Source organism: Mycobacterium sp. IDUB_36 (assembly GCF_055419225.1).
Genome location: NZ_JBVAXH010000001.1, coordinates 382271 through 398766, shown reverse-complemented (window position 1 = coordinate 398766; position 16496 = coordinate 382271). Strand labels below are relative to the sequence as shown.

At 67.6% G+C, this 16496-nt stretch carries 12 protein-coding genes; 8 read left to right on the top strand and 4 right to left on the bottom strand.

Annotation, left to right across the window (positions count from 1 at the left end):
- Positions 1-79: 79 nt before the first annotated feature.
- The 6 genes from secD (at position 80) to ACZYW1_RS01755 (ending at position 9004) form a co-directional block, all read left to right on the top strand.
- Positions 80-2074 (top strand): protein translocase subunit SecD, encoded by a 1995-nt coding sequence (gene secD, locus ACZYW1_RS01780; RefSeq protein ID WP_463782758.1) that lies wholly within the window; start codon positions 80-82, stop codon positions 2072-2074.
- 4 nt (positions 2075-2078) lie between these two features.
- Positions 2079-3383 carry a protein translocase subunit SecF gene (secF, locus tag ACZYW1_RS01775; protein WP_463782757.1) on the top strand — a complete coding sequence of 435 codons (1305 nt, stop codon included), beginning with the start codon at positions 2079-2081 and terminating at the stop codon, positions 3381-3383.
- A gap of 4 nt (positions 3384-3387) precedes the next feature.
- Positions 3388-5049 carry an ABC transporter substrate-binding protein gene (locus ACZYW1_RS01770; protein ID WP_463782755.1) on the top strand — a complete coding sequence of 554 codons (1662 nt, stop codon included), beginning with the start codon at positions 3388-3390 and terminating at the stop codon, positions 5047-5049.
- A complete protein-coding gene (locus ACZYW1_RS01765; protein WP_463782754.1) occupies positions 5046-5567 on the top strand; it encodes an adenine phosphoribosyltransferase in 522 nt (173 codons plus the stop codon). The genes ACZYW1_RS01770 and ACZYW1_RS01765 overlap by 4 nt, the downstream gene beginning before the upstream one ends.
- A gap of 65 nt (positions 5568-5632) precedes the next feature.
- On the top strand, positions 5633-7993 hold the full coding sequence (locus tag ACZYW1_RS01760; RefSeq protein ID WP_463782752.1) for a RelA/SpoT family protein: 2361 nt from the start codon (positions 5633-5635) through the stop codon (positions 7991-7993).
- Between the two features lie 33 nt (positions 7994-8026).
- Complete coding sequence (locus ACZYW1_RS01755) at positions 8027-9004, top strand: NAD-dependent epimerase/dehydratase family protein (RefSeq protein WP_463787640.1); 978 nt, start codon at positions 8027-8029, stop codon at positions 9002-9004.
- Here the strand turns inward: ACZYW1_RS01755 and ACZYW1_RS01750 are convergent.
- Together ACZYW1_RS01750 and ACZYW1_RS01745 are read right to left on the bottom strand one after the other, a co-directional pair.
- Positions 8987-9784: a peptidylprolyl isomerase gene (locus ACZYW1_RS01750; protein ID WP_463782751.1), complete on the bottom strand. Its 798-nt coding sequence runs from the start codon at positions 9782-9784 to the stop codon at positions 8987-8989. The genes ACZYW1_RS01755 and ACZYW1_RS01750 overlap by 18 nt on opposite strands.
- A 5-nt stretch (positions 9785-9789) precedes the next feature.
- Complete coding sequence (locus ACZYW1_RS01745; protein ID WP_463782749.1) at positions 9790-10656, bottom strand: peptidylprolyl isomerase; 867 nt, start codon at positions 10654-10656, stop codon at positions 9790-9792.
- A gap of 109 nt (positions 10657-10765) precedes the next feature.
- Here ACZYW1_RS01745 and ACZYW1_RS01740 point away from each other — a divergent pair, with 109 nt between their 5' ends.
- Positions 10766-11428 (top strand): MBL fold metallo-hydrolase, encoded by a 663-nt coding sequence (locus ACZYW1_RS01740; RefSeq protein ID WP_463787639.1) that lies wholly within the window; start codon positions 10766-10768, stop codon positions 11426-11428.
- A complete protein-coding gene (hisS, locus tag ACZYW1_RS01735) occupies positions 11425-12687 on the top strand; it encodes a histidine--tRNA ligase (protein WP_463782747.1) in 1263 nt (420 codons plus the stop codon). The genes ACZYW1_RS01740 and hisS overlap by 4 nt, the downstream gene beginning before the upstream one ends.
- Positions 12688-12768: 81 nt before the next feature.
- Here the strand turns inward: hisS and ACZYW1_RS01730 are convergent, their stop codons facing one another.
- Positions 12769-13998, bottom strand: coding sequence for an acyl-CoA dehydrogenase family protein (locus tag ACZYW1_RS01730; RefSeq protein WP_463782743.1), 1230 nt, complete (start codon positions 13996-13998; stop codon positions 12769-12771).
- Between the two features lie 79 nt (positions 13999-14077).
- Complete coding sequence (locus ACZYW1_RS01725) at positions 14078-15667, bottom strand: purple acid phosphatase family protein (protein ID WP_463782742.1); 1590 nt, start codon at positions 15665-15667, stop codon at positions 14078-14080.
- Between the last annotated feature and the right edge of the window lie 829 nt (positions 15668-16496).

Here is a 16496-nt window from a genome sequence, read left to right as displayed (position 1 = left end):
GATCGGGGCGCGGAGAGCGAACGGCGGGGCAGCGACCCGCACCACAGCGCATCGCGCATAAGCGGAGGAGACCCAACACGTGGCATCGCCATCGGCGCCGGTGCACCCAGGCCGCTACCTGGCCGTATTCCTGGTTCTGCTGATCGGCGTCTACCTGCTGGTGTTCCTGACCGGTAACAAGCTGGCCGACCCGAAACTCGGCATCGACCTGCAGGGCGGCACCCGCGTCACGCTGACCGCACGGACGCCGGACGGGACGCGGCCGACTCGTGAGGCGCTTTCGCAGGCCCAACAGATCATCGGCGCCCGGGTCAACGGCTTGGGGGTGTCGGGCTCCGAGGTGATCGTCGACGGCGACAACCTGGTGATCACGGTGCCCGGAACAGACGGCAACGAGGCCCGCAACCTCGGCCAGACCGCTCGCCTGTACATCCGTCCGGTCGTCAACGCCCTGCCGGTGGACAGTGCGGGAGCGCAGGGCGGCCCTCGGCTGCCCGCCCCCCGCGGCGGTATTCCCCGAGGGCCGCGCGGTGGGCCGGGCGCACCGGGTCTGCCGCCACCTGGCGGGGTGCCCGGAGGACCGGGCGCACAGGTGCCCGGAGGGGCGCCCGGCGCCCCCGCACCCGGCGCTCAGCCCGGCGTGATTTCCCCCGGCGCGCCCGCACCGGGAACGGGTCCTGAGCTGGATCCCGGCTTCGGCTCGGGATTACCCGGCGACCTGCCCCTGCTGCCCGGCAGTCCCGCCGTCCCGGCCCAGCCGCGACCGTATCCGCAGGACCCGCCGACGCCCACCCCGGCGCAACCGACAACGCCGAAGTCGCCCACGACGTCCGCCCCGGTGCAGCCGAACGCGACCGCCCCGCAGTCGCCGGCCCCGGTGACACCTACGGCGCAGCCCGAGCAACCAGCGATTCCGCCGGTCAAGCCGGGTCCGCCGGATCCGCGCAAGGACCTCGCCGAACGGATTGCCAAAGAGCGGGAATGGCGGCAGAGCACCAACAAGGGTGTGCAGTTCCTGGCGCTGCAGTACGAGGCGACTCGCTGCTTCCAGGAAGACATCCTGGCCGGTAACGACGATCCCGCACTGCCGTTGGTGACCTGCGACAAGGAGCACAAGCAGGCCTACCTGCTGGCGCCGTCGATCATCAGCGGCGACCAGATCGAGAACGCCAGCTCGGGCATGGACCAGCGCAGCGGCGGTTACATCGTCGACGTCCAGTTCAAGAGCGGTGCGGCCAACACCTGGGCGGACTTCACCGCAGCTCACGTCGGGACGCAGACCGCGTTCACGCTGGACTCCCAGGTGGTCAGCGCGCCGCAGATCCGGGAGGCCATTCCGGGCGGCCGAACCCAGATCAACGGCGGCGATCCGCCTTTCACCGCCAGCTCGGCGAAAGAGCTGGCCAACGTCTTGAAGTACGGTTCGCTGCCGTTGTCCTTCGAGGCGTCGGAAGCGCAAACCGTCTCGGCGACACTGGGATTGACGTCGCTTCGGGCCGGGTTGATCGCCGGCGCGATCGGGCTGGGGCTGGTGCTGGTGTATTCGTTGCTGTACTACCGGGCTCTGGGTGTGCTGACGGGCTTGTCGCTGGCCGCTTCCGGCGCAATGGTTTTCGCGATCCTGGTGTTGCTCGGCAGATATATCAACTACACCCTGGACCTGGCCGGTATCGCGGGTCTGATCATCGGTATCGGTACGACGGCGGACTCCTTCGTGGTGTTCTTCGAGCGGATCAAAGACGAGATACGGGACGGCAAATCGTTCCGGTCGGCCATCCCGCGAGGCTGGGGGCGGGCGCGCCGGACGATTCTGTCCGGTAACGCCGTCACCTTCCTGGCCGCTGCCGTGCTGTACTTCCTGGCGATCGGCCAGGTCAAGGGGTTCGCCTTCACGCTGGGGCTCACGACGGCGCTCGACACCCTGGTGGTGTTCCTGGTGACGTATCCGCTGGTGTCCCTGTCGGCGAACTCCAAGACTCTGGCCAAGCCGGCATTCAACGGTCTGGGCGCGGTGCAACAGATCGCGCGGGAGCGCGCGGCGGCCACCGGGTCCTACGCGACGGGACGGGGGTAGCGAGATGGCGTCGAGTACCGACAAGAACGACACTGACGGCACCGCTGCCGTGGAGATCACCAAGGACAGCGCGCGCACCGTCCGGGCGAGTGGGAGCGACACCGCCACCCTGCCGCAGCACAACTTCCTGTCCCGCCTCTACACCGGTACCGGCGCTTTCGAGGTCGTCGGGCGGCGCCGGCTGTGGTACGCGGTCAGCGGGACGATCGTCGCGATCGCCATCCTCAGCATCCTGGTGCGCGGGTTCACGTTCGGCATCGACTTCAAGGGCGGTACCACTGTCTCGTTCCCACGCGGAACGGCCACCGTCAGCCAGGTCGAGGAGGTGTTCCGGGAGGCGCTGGGACATGACCCGGAATCGGTGGTGGTCGTCGGGAGCGGTTCGTCGGCGACGGTTCAGATCCGGTCGGAAACGCTGTCCAACGACAAGACCGACAAGCTGCGTGACGCGCTCTTCGAGAAGTACCAGCCCAAGGGCTCCGACGGCCAACCCAGCAAAAAGGCCATCTCCGACTCGGCGGTGTCCTCGACCTGGGGCGGGCAGATCACCAAGAAGGCGGTCATCGCCCTGGTGGTGTTCCTGGTGCTGGTCAGCCTCTACATCACCGTCCGGTACGAGCGGTTCATGGCCATCTCGGCGCTGACCACGATGGTCTTCGACCTGGCCGTCACCGCCGGAATCTATTCACTGGTGGGTTTCGAGGTCACCCCGGCCACCGTGATCGGCCTGCTGACCATCCTGGGTTTCTCGCTCTACGACACGGTGATCGTCTTCGACAAGGTCGAAGAAAACACCCATGGCTTCCAGCACACCACCCGGCGGACCTTCGCCGAGGAGGCCAACCTCGCCGTCAACCAGACGTTCATGCGGTCGATCAACACCAGCCTGATCTCCACCCTTCCGGTGCTGGCCCTGATGGTGGTGGCGGTCTGGCTGCTCGGTGTCGGAACGCTGAAAGACCTTGCCCTGGTGCAGTTGATCGGCATCCTGGTCGGCACCTACTCGTCGATCTTCTTCGCCACGCCGCTGCTGGTCACCTTGCGTGAACGCACCGAGCTGGTGCAGACCCACACCCGCCGGGTGCTGCGGCGGCGCGGTCCGGACGCGGGGAAGACCCCGGAGAAGGTGCAGCAGCGAGCCCGGGTGCGCGCCGAATCCAGCGATGACGAGCCCGCCGAGCCTGCGGCAGCGTCGTCCCTCGTCGAGACCAGCGGGCCCGCGCCCAGCAAGCCGGCGCCGGGTGCCCGGCCCGCGCGGCATGCGGCGGGCCGCCACTCGCGTCCGACCGGCAAACAGAACAAACGCTAGACCGATGACTGCCTGGCGTCGGCGGTTGTCGGCCAGTTGTCTGGTGGTCGCGCTGGCGGTGACCGCACCGGGTGTGCTGAGCGGATGCTCCGGCAGCGCCGCCGGGCAGGTGGACTACGTGGTCGACGGCGCGCTGGACACCTACAACACCAACACCGTGGGCGGCGCGGCATCGGCGGGAGCGCAGGCGTTCGCCCGCACGTTGACCGGATTCGGCTATCACGGGCCTGACGGTCAGGTCATCGCCGACCACGACTTCGGCTCGATCTCGCTGGTCGGTGGGTCGCCGCTGGTGCTCGACTATCAAATCGCCGACAACGCCGTCTATTCCGACGGAAAGCAGGTCACCTGCGACGATCTGGTGTTGGCGTGGGCCGCGCAGTCCGGCCGGTATCCCGGCTTCGACGCCGCCAGCCAGGCGGGCTACGTCGACGTCACGTCGATCGACTGTCAACCGGGTCAGAAGAAGGCGCGGGTGTCGTTCGCCCCCGACCGCAACATCGTCGACTACAACCAGCTGTTCACCGCGACCACCGTCCTGCCGTCACATGTCATCGCCGAGGAGCTCGGCGCCGACGTGACCACCGCGCTGCTCCGCAACGACGGTCCGGTCGTCGCGCGCATCGCGCAGCTGTGGAACACCACCTGGAATCTCAAGCCGGGCAACGACTCCGCCGTCGCCAAGCATTTCCCGTCGTCCGGGCCGTACAAGATCGAGTCGGTGCTCGACGGCGGCGCCGTCGTTCTGGTCGCCAACGACAAATGGTGGGGCGCCAAGGCTTTGACCAAGCGGGTCACGGTGTGGCCGCAGAAAGCGGACATCCAGGACCGCGTCAACGACAAGAGCGCCGACGTCGTCGATGTGGCCGCCGGCTCCTCGGGCGCGCTGGCCACCCCTGACAACTACCGCCGCACCGACGCCGCGGCCGACGGCATCGAACAGTTGATCTTCGCGCCCGGCGGCCCGCTGGCCGACATCGCGGCCCGTCGCGCCGTCGCGCTGTGTACCCCGCGTGATGTGATCGCCCGGGACGCTCAGGCGCCGATCGCCAACGCGCGTCTGCACACCGCCGCTGAGGACGCGATCGGTCAAGCCGAAAACGTCCCTCAGGCAGCACAATTCATCAAGGCGGACCCGGTTGCGGCCCGTGCGGAGCTGAAGAACAAGCCGCTGCCGGTGCGGATCGGCTATCGCGGGCCCAACGCGCGACTGGCCGCCATCGTCGGTGCGATCGCCAAGGCCTGCGGCCCGGCCGGTGTCGCGGTCTCCGACGTCACATCGGACTCGGTCGGCCCCCAGGCGCTCAAAGACGGCAAGATCGACGTCCTGCTGGCCAGCACCGGCGGCGCCACCGGCAGCGGATCGAGCGGTTCCTCGGCGATGGATGCCTACGCCCTGCACACCGGCAACGGCAACAACGTCTCCGGGTACACCAACGGCCAGGTCGACGGGATCATCGGTTCGCTCGCGGTGTCGGCCGACCCCGCCGATCTGGTCCGCCTGCTCGCCGAGAGCGCCCCGGTGCTGTGGGCCGGGCTGCCGACGCTGCCGCTCTATCGCCAGCAGCGGACCCTGCTGGCGTCGAAGAAGATGTACGCCGTCGGAACCAATCCCAGTCGCTGGGGTGCCGGCTGGAACATGGACCGCTGGGTGCTGGTCAGGTGAGCGCGGCAGACCTGGTCGCCGCGCTGACCCGGCAGGTCGCCGACTTTCCCTCGCCGGGCATCCAGTTCAAGGATCTGACCCCGGTGTTCGCCGACCCGAGCGGGCTGGCCGCGGTCACCGAGGAGCTGGCCGAGGTCGCGTCCGGCAGCGACGTGATCGCCGCGATCGACGCGCGTGGATTCCTGCTCGGCGGCGCCGTCGCCACCCGGCTCGGCATCGGCGTGCTGGCCATCCGCAAGGCCGGCAAGCTCCCACCGCCGGTCCACAGCGAGCATTACCAACTCGAGTACGGCACCGCGAGCCTGGAGCTGCCCGCCGACGGGATCCAGTTGGGTGGCTCCCGCGTTGCCATCGTGGACGACGTCCTGGCGACCGGCGGGACCATCGCGGCCGCTCACCGCCTCCTCGAGCGGGCCGGGGCGCAGGTGCTGACCGCCGCCGTGGTCATCGAACTCGCCGGACTCGGCGGTCGCGACCGGATCGCGCCGTTGCCGGTGCACAGCGTGGGTGTGTTCTAGCGGCGGTGGCAATAACACCGGGCATCCGGCGCCGGGCGTTATCCTGAGCTTCGGAGGTGAGGGGCGTGGCGGAGGACAAGGTGACGGCGATACAGCCGCCTACTGAGCCGCTGCAGCTCGCCGACCTCCCGCGCCCGACCGAGCAGACGATCGGCCTCAAAACACCCAGCAGCGCCTCGCGCCGGGTCCGCGCCCGGCTGGCGCGTCGCATGACCGCCCAACGCAGCACGCTGAGCCCGGTGCTGGAACCGCTGGTGGCGGTGCACCGCGAGGTCTACCCGAAAGCCGACCTGTCGCTGTTGCAACGGGCCTACGAAGTGGCCGAGCAGCGCCACGCCGACCAGCTGCGGCATTCCGGCGACCCCTACATCACCCACCCGCTGGCGGTGGCCAACATCCTGGCGGAGCTGGGCATGGACACCACCACGCTGGTGGCGGCCCTGCTGCACGACACGGTCGAAGACACCGGCTACACCCTCGAAGCGTTGACAGGCGACTTCGGCGACGAGGTCGGTCACCTCGTCGACGGGGTGACCAAGCTGGACCGGGTGGTGCTGGGCAGTGCCGCCGAGGGCGAGACGATCCGGAAGATGATCACCGCGATGGCCCGCGACCCACGGGTGTTGGTGATCAAGGTGGCCGACCGGCTGCACAACATGCGGACCATGCGTTTCCTGCCGCCGGAGAAGCAGGCGCGCAAGGCTCGTGAGACGCTGGAAGTCATTGCGCCCCTTGCGCATCGGCTTGGGATGGCGACGGTCAAGTGGGAGCTGGAGGACCTGTCCTTCGCGATCCTGCACCCCAAGAAGTACGAGGAGATCGTGCGACTGGTCGCCGGCCGGGCGCCGTCGCGCGACACCTATCTGGCCAAGGTGCGTGCCGAGATCATCGCCACGCTCACCGGGTCGAAGATCGGTGCGGTGGTGGAGGGCCGGCCCAAGCACTACTGGTCGATCTACCAGAAGATGATCGTCAAGGGCCGGGACTTCGACGACATCCACGACCTGGTCGGCATCCGCATCCTGTGTGACGAGATCCGGGACTGCTATGCCGCTGTGGGCGTGGTGCATTCGCTGTGGCAGCCGATGGCCGGCCGGTTCAAGGACTACATCGCCCAACCGCGATACGGGGTGTACCAGTCACTGCACACCACGGTCGTCGGACCCGAGGGCAAGCCGCTGGAGGTGCAGATCCGGACCCGGGACATGCACCGCACCGCGGAGTACGGCATCGCCGCACACTGGCGCTACAAAGAGACCAAGGGCCGCAACGGGGTTCCGCATCTGCAGGCCGCCGCCGAAATCGACGACATGGCCTGGATGCGTCAGTTGCTCGACTGGCAGCGGGAAGCCGCCGACCCCGGTGAGTTCCTCGAGTCGCTGCGCTACGACCTTGCGGTGCAAGAGATCTTCGTGTTCACCCCGAAGGGTGACGTGATCACCTTGCCCACCGGATCGACTCCGGTGGACTTCGCCTACGCCGTCCACACCGAGGTGGGCCACCGCTGCATCGGCGCCCGGGTCAACGGTCGGCTGGTGGCACTGGAACGGCAGCTGGAGAACGGCGAAGTCGTCGAGGTCTTCACGTCGAAAGCGGCCAACGCCGGGCCGTCGCGTGACTGGCAGCAGTTCGTGGTGTCACCGCGTGCCAAGACCAAGATCCGGCAGTGGTTCGCCAAGGAGCGCCGGGAAGAGGCGCTCGAGACCGGTAAGGACGCGATCACCCGGGAAGTGCGCCGCGGTGGACTTCCCTTGCAGCGCTTGGTCAATGGCGGATCGATGGCCGCGGTGGCCAATGAGCTGCACTACACCGACGTCTCGGCGCTCTACACCGCGGTGGGCGAGGGCCACATCTCGGCCAAGCATGTGGTGCAACGTCTGCTGGTCGAACTCGGCGGAATCGACCAGGCCGAGGAAGATCTGGCCGAGCGCTCCACCCTCACCACCATTCCGCGCCGCCCCCGCAGCGACGACGTCGGCGTCGCGGTCCCCGGTGCGCCCGGCGTGCTGACCAAATTGGCCAAGTGCTGCACACCGGTGCCCGGCGACGAGATCCTCGGTTTCGTCACCCGCGGTGGGGGAGTCAGCGTGCACCGCACCGACTGCACCAATGCCACCTCGTTGCAGCAGCAGTCCGAGCGCATCATCGAGGTGCGTTGGGCGCCGTCGCCGTCGTCGGTGTTCCTGGTGGCCATCCAGGTCGAAGCGCTCGACCGGCACCGGTTGCTGTCAGATGTGACGCGGGTGCTGGCCGACGAGCGGGTGAACATCCTGTCGGCGTCGGTGACCACGTCGGCCGGTGACCGGGTGGCGATCAGCCGCTTCACTTTCGAGATGGGTGACCCCAAGCACCTGGGACACCTGCTCGATGTGGTGCGCAATGTCGAAGGCGTCTACGACGTCTACCGGGTGACGTCAGCGGCCTGACGGGTGACGGTAGCCGGGCAGCGGGCGCTGGTGATGGGGGCCAGCGGCAACGTCGGTGCCTGCGTGACCCGCCACCTCTGCGCCGGCGGCGCCGATGTGCGGGTCTTACTGCGAAAGTCCAGTTCTACCAAGGGAATCGACGGGTTCGACGTGGAACGCCGCTACGGCGACCTGGTCGACGATGTCGCGGTCGCCGAAGCGATGGCGGACCGCGACGTGGTCTACTACTGCGTCGTCGACACGCGGGCGGAACTGCGTGACCCCGCGCCGCTTTTCCGCACCAATGTCGAGGCACTGCGCCACGTTCTCGACGTGGCGATCCGGGCGAACCTGCAGCGGTTCGTCTTCCTGAGCACCATCGGCACCATCGCGGTCGGCCACAACGGCGAAACCGTCGACGAAGACACCCCGTTCAACTGGGCCGATCAGGCCGGCAGCTACATCGAATCACGCCGCGCCGCTGAACAATTGGTGCTGTCCTACGTTGCCGATCACGGACTGCCGGCGGTGGTGACCAATGTGTCGAACCCCTACGGCCCACCCGATTGGCAACCGCGTCAAGGGATGTTCGTCAAATTCGCGGCGGAAGGCAAGCTGCCCTTCTATGTGCGTGGTGTCGGGTCGGAAGTGGTCGGCATCGACGACGCGGCGGACGGGCTGCTGCTGGCCGCGCAGCACGGGCGCGTCGGGCAGCGCTACATCATCTCCGAGCGCTATATGAGCCAGCGCGAGCTGGTGACCGTCGCCGCGCAGGCCGTCGGCGCCCGCCCACCGCGACTCGGCCTGCCGATGGCGGCGATGTACGCGTTCGCCCGGCTGTCCGATGCGGCGGGAGCCGTCCTGCGCAAAGACTTTCCGATCAGCCTGCAAAGCGCACGGCTGGTGGAGTTGACCTCCCCGGCCAGTCACGCCAAGGCGAGTCGCGAACTCGGCTGGCATCCCGCTCCCACCGAGGACGCCATCCGTGCTGCCGCGCGCAGTTACATCGAGAGATCAGTTGCGGCGGGCTGAGGTGATGGTGACCTCGTTGGTGGGTTTGCCGTCGTCGCCACCGCCGGCGACGCCGCCCGAGGCGATCTTGTCCAGCACTGCCAGCCCGGCGTCGCTGATCGTGCCGAACACCGTGTAGTTGGGCGGCAGCAGCGAGTCGCGGTAGACCATGAAGAACTGGCTGCCGTTGGTGCCGGGTCCGGCGTTGGCCATGGCCAGTGTGCCCCTGGGATACACCACGGGCTGCTGCAGCGCCGGCTCGCCGGGCGGGTACTGAACGGTCGGGAATTCGTTGGCGAATTGATAACCCGGGGCGCCGGTTCCGTCACCCTTGGGGTCACCGCACTGCAACACCGACAGCGCGCGCGCTGTGGTCAGCCGATGGCATTCGGTGTTGTCGAAATACGCCTGCTGCGCGAGCATGACGAAACTGGCTACGGTGCAAGGTGATTCGTTGTTGGCGAGCTCCAGGCCGATCCGGCCGCGGTCGGTGACGATGGTCAGTCCGATCTGGGCGGGTTCGGTCGATGTCTTGCCGCTGGGAGGCGGAGCCGCTTGCTTGCCGGCTGGTTCATTGGTGCGCGGGTACTGACAGTTCGCGCCCACGGCAGGCGACGGAATGAACGGCGGCAGCTTCGGCCCGGTGACCGGTGCCACGGGTGGCAGGGTGGTGGTTGCCGACGGCGCACTGCTGGCCGACGAGCTCGCGGCCGGCGACCCGGAGTCGTGGTGGGTGCATGACGTCACGGTGACGGCCAGCGCGAGGATGCCCAGCGCGGCGGTGAATCGGGTTGTTTTCATCATCCTCAGTCCAGCAGTACCGATGTGACGGTGACCTCGGTCGCGGGCGGGCCGTCTTCGCCACCCCCGGCGACGCCGCCCTTGGCGATCTTGTCCAGGGTGGCAAGCCCGTCCTGCTGGATCTTGCCGAAGACCGTGTAGTTCGGCGGGAGCTGAGAATCCTTGTACACCAGGAAGAATTGGCTGCCGTTGGTGTTGGGGCCGCTGTTGGCCATCGCGATGGTGCCCCGCGGGTAGATGACGGGCTGCTGCAGCGCCGGATCGCCCGGTGGGTATTGATCGGTCGGATACTCGTTGGCGAACTTGTAACCCGGCCCGCCCGTGCCGTCAGCGCTCGGGTCGCCGCATTGCAGCACCCCGAGTGACGTCGAGGTGGTCAGGCGGTGGCACTTGGTGTCGTCGAAGAACTTCTGCTGCGCCAGGCTCGCGAAACTGTTGACCGTGCAGGGCGATTCGTTGTTAGCCAGCAGCAGACCGATGTGTCCCTGGTTGGTGACCATGCTGACGCTGACCTCTGCCGGATCGGTGGGCACCTTGCCCGTCCGGGGTGGCTTCACCTGCTTGGCGGCCGCTTCGGCCGGCGGGTACTGACAGTTGGCGCCGAGATCGGCGGCCGGCTTGAAGGCCGGTAACGACGGTCCGGTCGGGGCAGGAGCGGAGGTGGTCGACGTCTGGCCGGCGGCGGTTGCCTTCTTGTCGTCGTGGCTGCGCATGACGACGGTGACGACGATCGCGGCGACCACTACCACTGCGGCGACCGATCCTCCGGCGATCGCCAGAGTCCGACGACGGCGGGCTTGCTGGGCGCGGCGTTCGAGTTGCCGCTCCAATTTGCGCTTGGCTGTCGCACGTCGCTGTTCGTTACTCGGCACCGCCTGTCCCTTCATGATCGCGGGCTTGGATCAGACCGAGTGTGCCAGTTCACCCTCGACAAGGGTGGCGCGACCCGTCCGCGGTCGGCGAGATGGGAAACTGGACATCGTGTTGATCACCGGATTTCCCGCCGGGTTGCTGCAATGCAACTGCTACGTGCTCGCGCCGCACCCCGGAGCCGACGCCATCGTCGTCGATCCCGGCCAGCGCGCCATGGGTCAGTTGCGGCGCATCCTGGACACGAATCGGCTGACGCCGGCAGCGGTGCTGCTCACCCACGGCCACATCGACCACATCTGGTCGGCCCAGAAGGTGTCCGACACCTTCGGTTGCCCCACCTACATCCATCCCGAAGACCGCTTCATGCTGACCGACCCGATCAAGGATTTCGGGCCGAAGATCGGTCAGTTGCTGCTCGCCGCCATCTTCCGGGAGCCCAAGCAGGTGATCGAGCTGGATCGCGACGGCGACAAGATCGACCTGGCCGGGATCGGCGTCACCGTCGACCACACGCCGGGTCACACCCGGGGATCGGTCGTCTTTCGGGTGAGCGGCGACAAGGAGCTGGCGTTCACCGGCGACACACTGTTCCAGCGATCGGTCGGGCGCACCGACCTCTTCGGTGGCAGCGGGCGGGATCTGTTGCGCTCGATCGTCGACAAGCTGTTGGTCCTCGACGACGCCACCGTGGTGCTGCCGGGTCACGGGAATTCGACCACCATCGGCGAGGAGCGGCGGCTCAACCCGTACATCGAGGGGCTCAGCCCGTGACCGAGTTCTCCGCGCCGAAAGGCGTACCTGACTACTACCCTCCGGACTCAGCCCGGTTCGTCGCCGTCCGCGCGGCGCTGCTCGACGCCGCCCGCACGGCCGGATACAGCGACATCGAGCTGCCGATCTTCGAGGACACCGCGCTGTTCGCCCGCGGAGTGGGCGAGTCGACCGACGTGGTGTCCAAGGAGATGTACACCTTTGCCGACCGCGGCGAGCGGTCGGTGACACTGCGTCCGGAGGGCACCGCGGGGGTGGTGCGCGCGGTGATCGAGCACGGGTTGGACCGGGGCGGGCTACCGGTCAAGCTCTGCTACGCGGGCCCGTTCTTCCGCTACGAACGCCCGCAGGCGGGACGCTACCGTCAGTTGCAGCAGGTCGGTGTGGAAGCGATCGGCGTCGACGACCCGGCCCTGGATGCCGAGGTGATCGCGGTCGCCGACGCCGGATTCCGATCGCTGGGCCTCGACGGTTTCCGTTTGGAGATCACGTCGCTCGGTGACGACACCTGTCGGCCTCAGTACCGGGAACTGTTGCAGGACTTCTTGTTTCACCTCGACCTCGATCAGGAGACACGTAAGCGCGCCGAGATCAATCCGTTGCGGGTGCTCGACGACAAGCGTCCCGAAATCCAGGCGATGACGGCCGGGGCCCCGGTGATGCTCGACCACCTCTCCGATCAGGCCAAGCAGCACTTCGACACCGTGCTGGCCCACCTCGACGGGCTCGGCGTGCCGTATGTGATCAACCCGCGGATGGTGCGCGGGCTGGACTACTACACCAAGACCACGTTCGAGTTCGTTCACGACGGACTCGGCGCCCAGTCCGGCATCGGCGGAGGCGGTCGCTACGACGGCCTGATGCGTCAGCTCGGCGGACAGGACCTGTCCGGCATCGGATTCGGCCTCGGCGTCGATCGAACGATGTTGGCGCTCCACGCCGAGGGCAAGCAGGTCGGGCCCACGGCCCGCTGCGATGTGTTCGGCGCCCCGCTGGGCGAGCAGGCCAAGCTGCGGCTGGCGGTGCTGGCCGGGCAATTGCGTGCGGCGGGGGTGCGGGTCGATCTGGCCTACGGTGATCGCGGGCTCAAGGGCGCGATGCGGGCGGCCGACCGGTCGGGCGCGCGGTTGGCGCTGGTGGCCGGCGACCGGGACATCGAGGCCGGCACGATCGGGCTCAAGGACCTGACGACCGGCGATCAGGTCGATGTGGCGGCCGATGCTGTTGTCGCCGAAGTGCTTTCGCGACTGAGCAGCTAATCCGCTACGCCGAGATCGACGCGGGCGCGAGACGTTGCGAGAGGCCAGCACGCTGCCGTCGATCTCGCGGCAGCCGCTGGGTCAGGTTCGGCCGTGCTTGACCTGATTGAACGGCACACCGCGGTCGGCGGCGAACTCCCGCGGGAAGTTCAGGATCCGTTCGCCGATAACATTGCGCGCCATCTCCGTGGTGCCGCCGCCGAGTGCGGCGGTCTGCCGGGACAGGTAGCGCTCGCCGATGGACAGCAGCCCGGCCGGCCCGTCGACGACGCCGGCGTCACCGGCGATCGAAAGCGCGGTGTCGATCTCGAGGGACACTTCCTCGGCCTGGAACAGTCGAATGAGCGTGCCACCGGTCGGCGGTAACGAGCCGTCCAGCACGCGGTGATAGACGTGGTCGATCAGCTGCTCCCAGACGGCGCGACGCGTGAGCGCCCGGCCGGCTGCCTCGCGGGCCCGCTCATTGTCCGACAATCCCGCCGCGCGAAGCATCGCGTGGTAGTCCGGTGCCTGCTCCTGGTCGTTCTCCGCGCCGCTGCCGCTGGCGAATTCCGAGCCGCCGCCGACCGCGCGTCGCTCGTGATACAGCTGACGCGAGGCCACCTCCCAGCCCTTGTCGACCTCGCCGACCACGTCAGCGTCGCTGAGTTCGAGGTCGTCGAAAAACTCCTCGCAGAATTCGGTGGAGCCGTTGACCTGGGTGATCCGGCGCAGCGTGATGCCGGGGCTGTCCAGGCGCACCAGGAACATCGTCAGTCCCTCGTGCTTGGGCACGTTCCAGTTGGTCCGGGCCAGCAACAGCCCGTAGTCCGCGGCGAAGGCTCCGGTGCTCCAGGTCTTGGCCCCGTTGACGATCCACTTGTCGCCGCGCCGCTCGGCCCGGGTGATCACTCCGGCCAGGTCGGAGCCGCCGCTGGGCTCCGAGAGCAGTTGAACCAGCACCTCGTCACCGCGTAGCGCCGCCGAAATATGTTGGCGCTTCTGCTCTTCGCTGCCGGTGTCGAGGATCGTCGCGCAGCAGATCGTGAACGTCGGCACGTTGAGGATCAGCGGCATCTCGTAGGCGGCGCTCTCTGCGTCGAACACCTTCTGATACGCGATGTCCAGGCCGAGACCGCCGTACTCGGTCGGAAAACAGATCCCGGCGAAGCCGCCGTCGTGCAGTGTGCGCTGCAACCGGCGGACGTGCTGCCAGGAGTCCGCCTCACCCCGGTCGGCGTACGGCGGACGGGCCGGGTCGGCGATCGGCGGCATGTTGGCAGCCAGCCACGTCCGTGCCCGCTCGGCGAATTCCGTCACCGATTCCGTCATATGACGCCTCCGAGAGTTTCATTAGCAGAAAGCGGTAATGACATTACCAGCAGGTCGGCGCGGCAAGAACGCGAGATGCTCAGCCGCCGCGGGGCCGGGTCAGGGTGAATTGCTCCACCGTGCTCACCGCGCCGTAGGGGCCGCGGACGGCGTAGTGGGTTGCCTTGATCGTGGTGTTGCCGCCAGGTGGCCCCGGATCGACGTCGAATGCGACGAAACCGTAGGGATTGTCGCCGTCCCGGAAGGCCGACCACGGCGCGTCTTCCGCCACATAACTGGGTCTCCGACGTCCGATCGAGTCGCGATCGGTGCTCAGACCGGTCACGACGCGGCATCGCGGCTGCGGAAAGAACAAGCCGTTCGACGGCGAGGACGTGCCGCCGCCACCGATGACCACGTGCACGGTTCCTTTGGTCGTGTCGATCACGTCGCTGTGGCCGGCCACCGGGATCGGCGTCCTGGTCTCGGTGTCCTGCGTGCCGCGCAGGGGATGGGAGCGCTCGTAGTGGTGCTCGTGACCGCACACCACCAGGTCGACCTGATAGCGATCGAACAGCGGCAGCCATTCCTGGCGAATGCCCAAGTCGGCACCGTTGGTGTGGTCGGCCGTGGAGACCGCGGTCTGATGCATGCAGACGATCACCCAGTCGACCCGCTTGTCGGCGCGCGCGCTCGCGAGTTCCTTTTCCAGCCAGCGCTTTTGCGCGCCCCCCGAGTACCCGTGAACGTAGGAGTTACCGCCGTCCTGAAAGCAGATGTCGTCATTGTTGAGGCTGATGATGCGGACCGAGCCGGCCGTGAAGGAGTACCAGAGGCCCCGGAGTTCGCCGTCGGATCCGGCGTCGGGCAGGGCGAAGTAAGTTTGATAAGCCGCGAAACCGATTGGGCCGTTGCCTAATTCGTTTTCGTGGTTGCCCGCGGCGGGCATCCACGGCCGGTAGCGCGCGGAGCGGGTGTTGTTGTCGAACCAGTCCGACCAGGTGCGGATACGGTCATGGGCCAAGTTGGCGTAGCACAGGTCGCCGTTGACCAAGTTGAACAATGGACCCAGTTTCTCGATCGCGGTGGTGATGTCGCCGGCCGCCGGTGATCCCAGATTGTCGCTGATGTAATTCTTCTTGTTCAGCCGGCCCAGCGTGGGCGTCGCCTGGTCACCGAAGCTGGTGAAGGACAATGGGTGTCGGCCGGACGGAGCGGTGCGCACGGTGCCCAGCTCGGGATTGGTGCCGTCGTGCACCGCTGCGTAGACGTAGTCGGTATCGGGTGCGAGATTGGCCAGCCGGGCGTGGTGGACCCGGACTTCGGTGCTCGATTTCGCATCCCGGTAGGTGCGGGTCTCGGCCGGCACGGTGCGGCCGAAGCCACCGGTCGTCGTGCCCGCCATCACGCGCGGATTGCTGACCGGATCGGTGGTGTGCCATGACACGACGACCTCCGACGACGCGTCCCGGCCGAACTGCAGGTGCAGGCCGCCCACCGGCTGGGCCCCACTTCGATCGGGCCTCGTCCACAGACTGGGCCCGTGACCGGCCGACCCGAACAGTGTCACGGCACCGGCGCCGAGACCCGCGCCGACGACGGTGGCCGCCGCGCCGGTCGTCAGCAGGGTCCGGCGGCTGAATCCTGACGTGGATTGCTCGCTGCGCTCTGGTTGCGCTTCGTCGACCATGCTTCTTTCCTACCGCTACCGCGGGCAGTCCCGGTGAACGGCGATCGGCTAACTCCTAGGAATTCGGCCGGTAGAGTCCGCGTCCCGCAGGACCGGATCGCTGCCCTCCGGGCGGTGTGGACACCGCGCCGGCGACGGCGCCGGCTCACTCCGGCGCTCTGATCGGGAAAGGGTGGGCGCTTCGCACGTCTTTTTTCAGCAGTTCCTCAGCTTTGGTGATGTACCTGAGATTCTGATCTTGGTGCGGCGCGGGCGGCCAATAACGGCTCGATCTGTTCGCAATCAACGCGGTCGCACAATTGTCGACAAACCTTTCTCGGAACGGCGCCATCCGGCGGAGCGCCGCAGCGGTGGTGGGTGTAGTCGGCATCGCGGGCCGGGTGCGATGTCGGCTCATGTGGTGGGCGCGGAGCGCGGCAGTGCAAACGCTGCGCGGGGAAGTCGGGCCGGGCGCGGGTCATGTCCTGTCGGTCCGAATTGTCAAGAGCGCAAGGGATTTACGACCGTCACCCGGCGGCCGCGGGTTAGCTGGCGGCGGGTGCGACCCTTTGCCGGGCGGCATCGGAATCGGTGATTCACCACCGGCGGCAGCCGTGGCGGCGCTGCGCGGGTCTGTTCGCGACGCGGTAGCTATTGACCAGCGTCCAATAGTCGCCTCGTGTCGCGAGCGCTTTACTGTGTCGTCGGCATGCCGGGGAACTGGCGCTAAGAGCAGCTGAAAAATTGTCGCCGGCGCAATGTCTCTTTGGATTTTCTCAGCACAAGATGCGCATTTGTGATTTAAGATTGCGCAACTGTCAGACCTCGAAAACGCCCTGTTCGCGATTAG

Excerpts from the sequence above, each read along its gene's own strand:
- secF (WP_463782757.1), top strand. The coding sequence starts at position 2,079 with ATGGCGTCGAGTACCGACAAGAACGACACTGACGGCACCGCTGCCGTG.
- ACZYW1_RS01770 (WP_463782755.1), top strand. The coding sequence starts at position 3,388 with ATGACTGCCTGGCGTCGGCGGTTGTCGGCCAGTTGTCTGGTGGTCGCG.
- ACZYW1_RS01755 (WP_463787640.1), top strand. The coding sequence starts at position 8,027 with ATGGGGGCCAGCGGCAACGTCGGTGCCTGCGTGACCCGCCACCTCTGC.
- ACZYW1_RS01750 (WP_463782751.1), bottom strand. The coding sequence starts at position 9,784 with ATGAAAACAACCCGATTCACCGCCGCGCTGGGCATCCTCGCGCTGGCC.
- ACZYW1_RS01730 (WP_463782743.1), bottom strand. The coding sequence starts at position 13,998 with ATGACGGAATCGGTGACGGAATTCGCCGAGCGGGCACGGACGTGGCTG.
- ACZYW1_RS01725 (WP_463782742.1), bottom strand. The coding sequence starts at position 15,667 with ATGGTCGACGAAGCGCAACCAGAGCGCAGCGAGCAATCCACGTCAGGA.